Source organism: Niallia sp. (assembly GCF_031978665.1).
Classification (GTDB): domain Bacteria; phylum Bacillota; class Bacilli; order Bacillales; family Cytobacillaceae; genus Niallia.
In genome coordinates, this window is sequence record NZ_DALZDK010000050.1 from 20,356 (window position 1) to 27,453 (window position 7,098).

General features: G+C 33.6%; 6 protein-coding genes. All 6 read right to left on the minus strand.

What is annotated here, in order from left to right:
• Positions 1–68: 68 nt before the first annotated feature.
• Positions 69–1,526 (minus strand): glycoside hydrolase family 32 protein, encoded by a 1,458-nt coding sequence (locus RTL21_RS21240; protein WP_312098878.1) that lies wholly within the window; start codon positions 1,524–1,526, stop codon positions 69–71.
• A gap of 14 nt (positions 1,527–1,540) precedes the next feature.
• Positions 1,541–3,154 (minus strand): ABC transporter substrate-binding protein, encoded by a 1,614-nt coding sequence (locus RTL21_RS21245; RefSeq protein WP_312098880.1) that lies wholly within the window; start codon positions 3,152–3,154, stop codon positions 1,541–1,543.
• Between the two features lie 30 nt (positions 3,155–3,184).
• A complete protein-coding gene (locus RTL21_RS21250) occupies positions 3,185–4,063 on the minus strand; it encodes a carbohydrate ABC transporter permease (RefSeq protein ID WP_312098882.1) in 879 nt (292 codons plus the stop codon).
• 16 nt (positions 4,064–4,079) lie between these two features.
• A complete protein-coding gene (locus RTL21_RS21255) occupies positions 4,080–5,069 on the minus strand; it encodes an ABC transporter permease (RefSeq protein WP_312098884.1) in 990 nt (329 codons plus the stop codon).
• Between the two features lie 297 nt (positions 5,070–5,366).
• Complete coding sequence (locus RTL21_RS21260; protein WP_312098886.1) at positions 5,367–6,347, minus strand: LacI family DNA-binding transcriptional regulator; 981 nt, start codon at positions 6,345–6,347, stop codon at positions 5,367–5,369.
• A 572-nt stretch (positions 6,348–6,919) separates the two neighbouring features.
• A complete protein-coding gene (locus RTL21_RS21265; protein ID WP_312098888.1) occupies positions 6,920–7,036 on the minus strand; it encodes a DUF4023 family protein in 117 nt (38 codons plus the stop codon).
• Positions 7,037–7,098: the final 62 nt, after the last annotated feature.

Here is a 7,098-nt window from a genome sequence, read left to right on the forward strand (position 1 = left end):
GTTTATCCATTCATAAAATAGCCAGAGGATAGATTCATCCAATCCTCTGGCTATTACGCGCATATACATTAATTTTTAGAAGGAACGGAAACCATTCCATTTACTAGATTTACTTTCCCTTCTTCTGCGAACAAGGACATTCTTTTACAAGCTTTATCTGGGAATATTAAACTTGTTAATGCTTGTTCTCCACCATTTATAAATAATTCTAATGAAGATGAATCTATGATCATTCGTACATGAAGTTGTTTTGATTCTTTTAGGGGAATCCTTTGTACTTTAGAAAAATTAGCGGAAAAATCAACTACTCCAGATTTTTCACGATATAGATTTAATACATTCTCTTTTACATCAATAGTAATTGTCGTATACTGTGAATCTGCATGTTCTATTGTTAAACCATACCTAATTGCGTTAATGTTCTCTAATGTTAAGATTATCTCTGCGTAATCATCATCCACTTCAAAAATAGTTTGCTTCTTTTGAGTAATAATAGTTTCTTTTCTTTCTTCTTTTATATCAAAATAGTTATCTAATTCTCTTACTACATTTTGCACAAGATAAAAATCTCCATTCCTTTCACAAAGTTCAAGTTCTCTAGGTAGAGTCATCTGGCTTCTCCACCCTTCTGTCGGAACTTGATTGGCATAACGCCAATTACTCATCCAACCAAGATATATTCTTCTGCCATCTTCCATAGGAATATCAGAAAAGCTTACTCCAGCATAGTTGTCTTTTCCATAGTCGAGCCATTTTATATCTTCATGTTCAGGTTTGAATTTTTTTCCATCAAATGAACCAACAAAATATTGAGTGCGTGAGCCTTCATCATAATTAGGATTATCTCCAATACTGACAATAAGCACCCACTTCTTATTACTTGAATTTTCAATTGATAATTCAAATAAGTCAGGACATTCCCATACGCCATCATGAGAACCACAATTGTCTCCAAATTCACTTTCAAACTTCCATTCTTTTAAATTAGGAGAGGAGTAAATAGAGATTGTTTGTCCAGTAGCCAAAACCATCATCCATTTATTCGTTTCTTTATGCCAGAAAACCTTTGGATCCCTAAAATCAGGTTTTAACGGGTGAGCAAGTACAGGATTACCTTCATATTTATTCCATGTTCTTCCTTTATCTAAACTATATGCTAAACTTTGTGTCTGAACAGCTTGCTTGCCGTTATCCCCTTCTAAATGATGGGTAAAAATAGCTACCAAACCAGGTTCTTCTTCAAAAAAGCCAGTTGTATTATTCCAATCCACCACTGCACTACCAGAGAAAATTGTGCCATTATCATCTGGATATAAAGCAATATTTAATTCATCCCACTCAATTAAATTCTTACTGACTGCATGCCCCCAATGCATGGGACCCCAAGTAGCACTATTCGGATTATGTTGATAAAATAAATGATATTCCTCTTTAAAAAAGACTAAGCCATTTGGATCATTCATCCAATTTTTTCTAGGAGAAAAATGTAAGGCTGGTCTATACTTTTCGAGTTTAGTAATCTTCAATTTAATGCCTCCAATTAATTTACTGTTCTATCATAGCCATCTTGCTTAATTTGTAGCCATGTGCTTAAGCCCAGTCTCTCTAGCTCTTTTAAGTAATCTTCCCATTCTGCGTCAATGTTACCATTTGCTATCCATTCAGCTCGTTTTCTATTAACAAAAGCGAATAAATCTGTTTCAATTTTTGCCTTTTCATCAGCATCTTCCAATGAGAAAAATACTGGCGGGTAAAAGTTCTCTGCTTTAATATGTGGAACTATTGTCTCTTCTAAAATATTTAATCTCCAAGCAGCATCATCAGGTTTTGTTGTATATACATCGTAATATTCATCTAGAATAGCTAACGGTCCTGCAACACTCGTTTTTTCTCTTAGCTCAACTGGTGCTGTACCTTCTAAAGCAAGATGCTTTAACATACCAGCATCCTCATCAAATTCGAAAATATTTTGCTGTTTAGTATCACCATAAGTTCCCCAGTTATTTTGAACAGATTGAAGTGGATCATAAAGTTGGTCAATCCATTTTGCTGTTAACTCTAAATTCTTATTCGCACTTGTGATAACCATTCTTCCTCTGTCTAGGCCGAAACCATTTGTTTGCGCCACATTAACTTCGCCAGAAGGTCCAGCTAAAGGAGGCATAACATCGTAAGTATCATTCATACCAGTAATATTTCCTTTATCCCATGTAAAGTAAAGACCGTATTTAGAATCTTTTCCTTTAGCTACGTATTTATTCCAATCCTGTTCATATGCTTCTACATCAATTAAGCCTAATTCATTTAGCTCATTAAAGAATTTCAGCGCTTCTTTATAACCCTCTTCTGCAGCTGTAAAAATAACTTCTCCATCATTGGACACTACCGTATGATCCCAGTTATCACCCAAACCAAATGAAGCAAATAGAAAGGCTAGATCTTCTCCTCCTTGATTAATAATAAAGGACAGTGGTATTTCATCCGCTTCCCCATTGCCATTAGGATCTTGTGTTTTGAAAGCAAGCAGTACCTCTTTCAGTTCCTCTGTAGTTGTAGGCATTTTCAACCCTAGATTATTTAGCCACTCCACATTTATCCAAGGTAAACAATCAACTACCTGTATACGACTTTTTCCACTTCCAAGCTCTTCAATCCAAGGAAAACTATAAATATGGCCATCAGGCGCTGTAATCATAGACTTATATTCGGGTGCCTGTTCTAAAACCTTCTTGAAATTAGGCATGTATTGGTCTATTAAATCCTCAACTGGCACAATGGTTCCATCCTTTGCATATTTCAATAAATCATAATCGCTAAAAGCAGCATCCAATATAGCGTCTGGCAACTCTCCACTTGCTAATGCTAAATTTCGTTTTTCAACAAATTGATCTTTTGTATAGTTTTTCCAATTAATATGAACCCCTGTCTGCTCTTCTAGTCTTTGATAGATTAGCTTTTCATTTGGATCTGTTGGAGCTAGAGCAGAGCTTTGTGTCATAAAACGAAGTGTAGCTTTTTCTTCCAAAGGAAAAGTAACATCTGTTAGTTTTAAATCCTCCGTAGAAGAACTCTTGCTAGCCTTTTCGCCACTACAGCCTGTCAGAACAAGTCCTACAACAAGAAAAGATGATAGAAGCTTATTGATTTTCCCCATAAATGAACCCTCCATATGCTTTGTTTTAAATTATTTTAGAGATCCTACCATAACACCTTTTTCAAAGTATTTTTGGAAGAATGGATACATAATTAGAAGCGGTAAACTTGAAATTACAATGGAAGCATACTTAATTTTTTCAGCTAATTTACTTAGTTCAGCCATTGCTAATTGATCACTAATCATCCCAGGCTGAACTTGGTTTTGAATCAAGATGGATCTTAAAACCAATTGCAATGGATGTAATTCTTGATTTTCTAGGTATATCATTGCATCAAAGTAGGAATTCCATTGTCCAACAAAGGCATATAGAGCAATTACAAAAATGATAGGTTTAGACAATGGTAAAACGATTTTCAAAAAAATCTTCAATTCAGAAGCACCATCTATTTTGGCTGCCTCAAATAGCTCTTTTGGTAATCCTTTAAAAAAGGTTCTTGCTAATATAATATTCCAAACACTAATCGCTCCTGGCAAAATAATAGACCAGATAGTATTAAGCATTCCTAAATCTTTTACTACTAAATAGGTTGGAATTAATCCACCATTAAAAAACATTGTAATTAGAAAAAATATCATGATTACATTCTTTCCTCTAAATCCGTCTAGAGAGAGCGGATATGCGGCAAATATCGTAATAATAACCGTCACTACTGTAAATCCTGCTGAATAAATGACTGAGTTGATAAAACCTTTTATCATTAATTCATCTTGAAAAATTCGTATATAACCTTCCACACTCCAATCAGATGGATTTAAGGATAACCCTTTACTAAGCAGAGCATTTGGGTCTAAAAAGGAAGCCAATAGAATATAGAGTAATGGTAATAACACTATCAAAATAAGGAATACTAAAATGATTTTGTTACTAAAAAGAAGCATTTTATCTGTTTTCGAATGATTTTTCATTGGTCATTCCCCCTTTCTAATATAAACCTTCGCCTTCATTTAACTTTTTCACTACAAAATTCACGAATACAAGTAAAATCACATTGATAACAGAGTTAAATAATCCTACCGCAGTTGAGTATGCATAATCCCCCGCCTGTAACCCAACCTTATACACATAAGTTGGTAATATCTCTGAAGCTGGTAGATTCATTGAAGTTTGCATTAAATAAGCCTTCTCAAATCCTATTGCCATGATTCCGCCTGCTCCAAGAATAAATAACACCGCCATGATAGGTTTAAGAGTAGGAAGATCTATATGTCTTATTCTTTGTAAAAGCGTTGCCCCATCAATTGTTGCTGCATCATGCAATTGGGGATCGACATTTGCAAGTGCTGCCACATAAATAATGGACGACCATCCTGCCGCTTGCCATATTCCAGATAAAATATAAATGGATCTAAAATATTCTGGCTCTGTCATAAATGAAACTGGTTTATCGCTAATTATGGACAAAAGTGAATTTATTGGTCCAGTCGGTGACATAAAAATAAATAGCATTCCAGTAATGACAACGACGGATATAAAGTTTGGTGCATACAATATTAATTGGATATTTTTCTTGATTGCCGCTCTCCTTACTTGATTGAGACTAAGCGCTAGAATAATTGGTACAGGAAAGCCAATTATCAATCCATAAAAACTTAATTTAAGCGTATTCATAAAAATGTCTGCGAAATTAGGAGAAGTTAAGAAATCTTTGAAATGCTCTAGTCCTAACCAGTCACTTCCCATAATTCCCTTCATTGGGCTAAAATCTTTAAAAGCAATTACCGCCCCATACATCGGGATATATTTAAAAATAATAGTTAATATAATTGCAGGTGCTAAAAATAAATACAGTGCATAATTGCTTCTAAAGTATTGAAAAAAATTCTCTTTTTTTCCAATTGGAAAAATTACTCCCTTTTTTGTTTTAAAAGTCCTCTTATTAGTTGTTTTCTTTTCAGGTACTGAAATTGACATATTATATCGCCCCCTTTTAGAGAAAATTTTAATTAACTATTGATGTCAACCGCTTGACACAATCTTAATTCCCCCTCTTGAATTATGTATATCAACCGCTTTCATATTATTTTATGCTAACCGCTTGATACATTAATTTTAACCGCTTTCATTTATTGTGTCAACCGCTTGACTTATACAATCTTAAAAAAATACAATCTATTTTTTTAAGATTATATTTTAGCGAGGTGAGGATCTAAGTTAATTGTGCATAGTTTAACTTTTTATTTACACGCAAGATTGAGATACCTCACTCTATTAATTAGATTCCGCTGTTCCATTTTCCAATAATTGAACAGGTAAAATGATTTCCATTCTTTCATCCGCATTTACTTCATTAATAATATCCATTAGTCTTAATACCGCGGTTTGTGCTATTTCCTCAATCGGTTGTTTAATTGTGGTTAACTGTGGTAATAATCTCATCACATTTTGTGTACCATCATATCCTACAACTTTTAATTGACTTGGAACCAGAATCCCAAGTTCATTCGCTACTTTTAAACAGGTAGATGCTATTAAATCATCACTAGCAAAAATCCCATCGGTTTCAGGATGTTCCACAAAAATTTGCTTAATTGTTTCTGCAGTTGCTTCCTCATTAAATAGATTAGTAAGTTCATATGTAATGGGATTATCAACTTGGTCTTCATAGGCTTTTCTTCTATTTTGTGTTGGAGTTTCTAACTCAATTGGTCCATTTATATGAATGATTGATTTACAGCCCTGATCAAGTAAATGTTGTACTGCTAGTCTTCCGCCTTCATAGTTATCAGAGCCAATTACAGGAATGGTTGGTGATAAATAATGGTCAATTGCAACAATGGGAAGTTTGGTATTCTTATAAATTTCAATTCCCCTATTATAAGAACAAACAATTATTCCATCAACTTGATGCCTAATAAGCATCTCTGCATATGAATTTTCTTTTGCAACTTGCCCCAAGCTATTACAGAGAATTACCTTAAAATCATAGTTTGAGCATATATTCTCTATATATAATGCCAGTTCACTAAAAAAGGGATTATTAATTGTCGGTAAAATGAGTCCAATAAAATTAGTCCTTTTTTTAAAAAGAGAACGAGCAATATCATTTGGATAGTAATTTAAATCTTTTATTGCCTGTTCAACTTTTCCTCTTGTTTTTTCGCTTATATATCCCCTATTATTTAGTACGCGTGAAACTGTTGTTGGGGAAACACCCGCTAATTGTGCTACATCTTCTAATTTTACTTTCATCATAACCACCCGAAAATTATATATTATTTAACCGTAAAACATCATATGTTAACCGTTTTCATACATATTAACATAATCTTGTATATTTTGCATCTTTACTTCTTTCCATAAATTTTTTTATTTTTTCAAAACTAAAGAGGTGACAGCTAAATTAAATAAGCTGGATTTTCTTAGTACTAGTATAGACGAATGTTACCAAATAACTTTTTCAAAATAAAGATGTTTAACAACCTTAACAGATAGACGACAAAATTATCGTTTTACCCTCTCCTCCATCTCCCTAATACATGCATAACAATACCCCAACTCTTTCTCAAATTTATACCACTTTTCACATTTCAAGCATTTCTTATGTAAGATTTCATTGATCAATAAATCATACCCATAGTACGTCATTACTTTTTCAATTCTCATTGCATCTTCCCCTTTCCTTTCTTCACCCTTTGCTAAATTATGCCGCCTCTTGGAAAAGGTGATAGCAAAAAAAGGATTTGTAATAGAAAAGAAGGGCATTTACCATTACATAAAAAGAACTGCATCTCCTATATTTCTGAGTGCAGTTCTTTCCCTTATCAATGTTGCTTATTAGGCAATTTTTCTTCCGGATGTCCTTTACCATGCTTTTTGTTTTTTTCTTGCTTCTTTTGATCGTCTTTTAATTTTTGAACAAATTGGTTAGTATCTTCCATTGTAATCCCTCCCTCTATAAATGTTGATTTATCAACGGTTTGACCCGTTGGTGGGGTGTCAA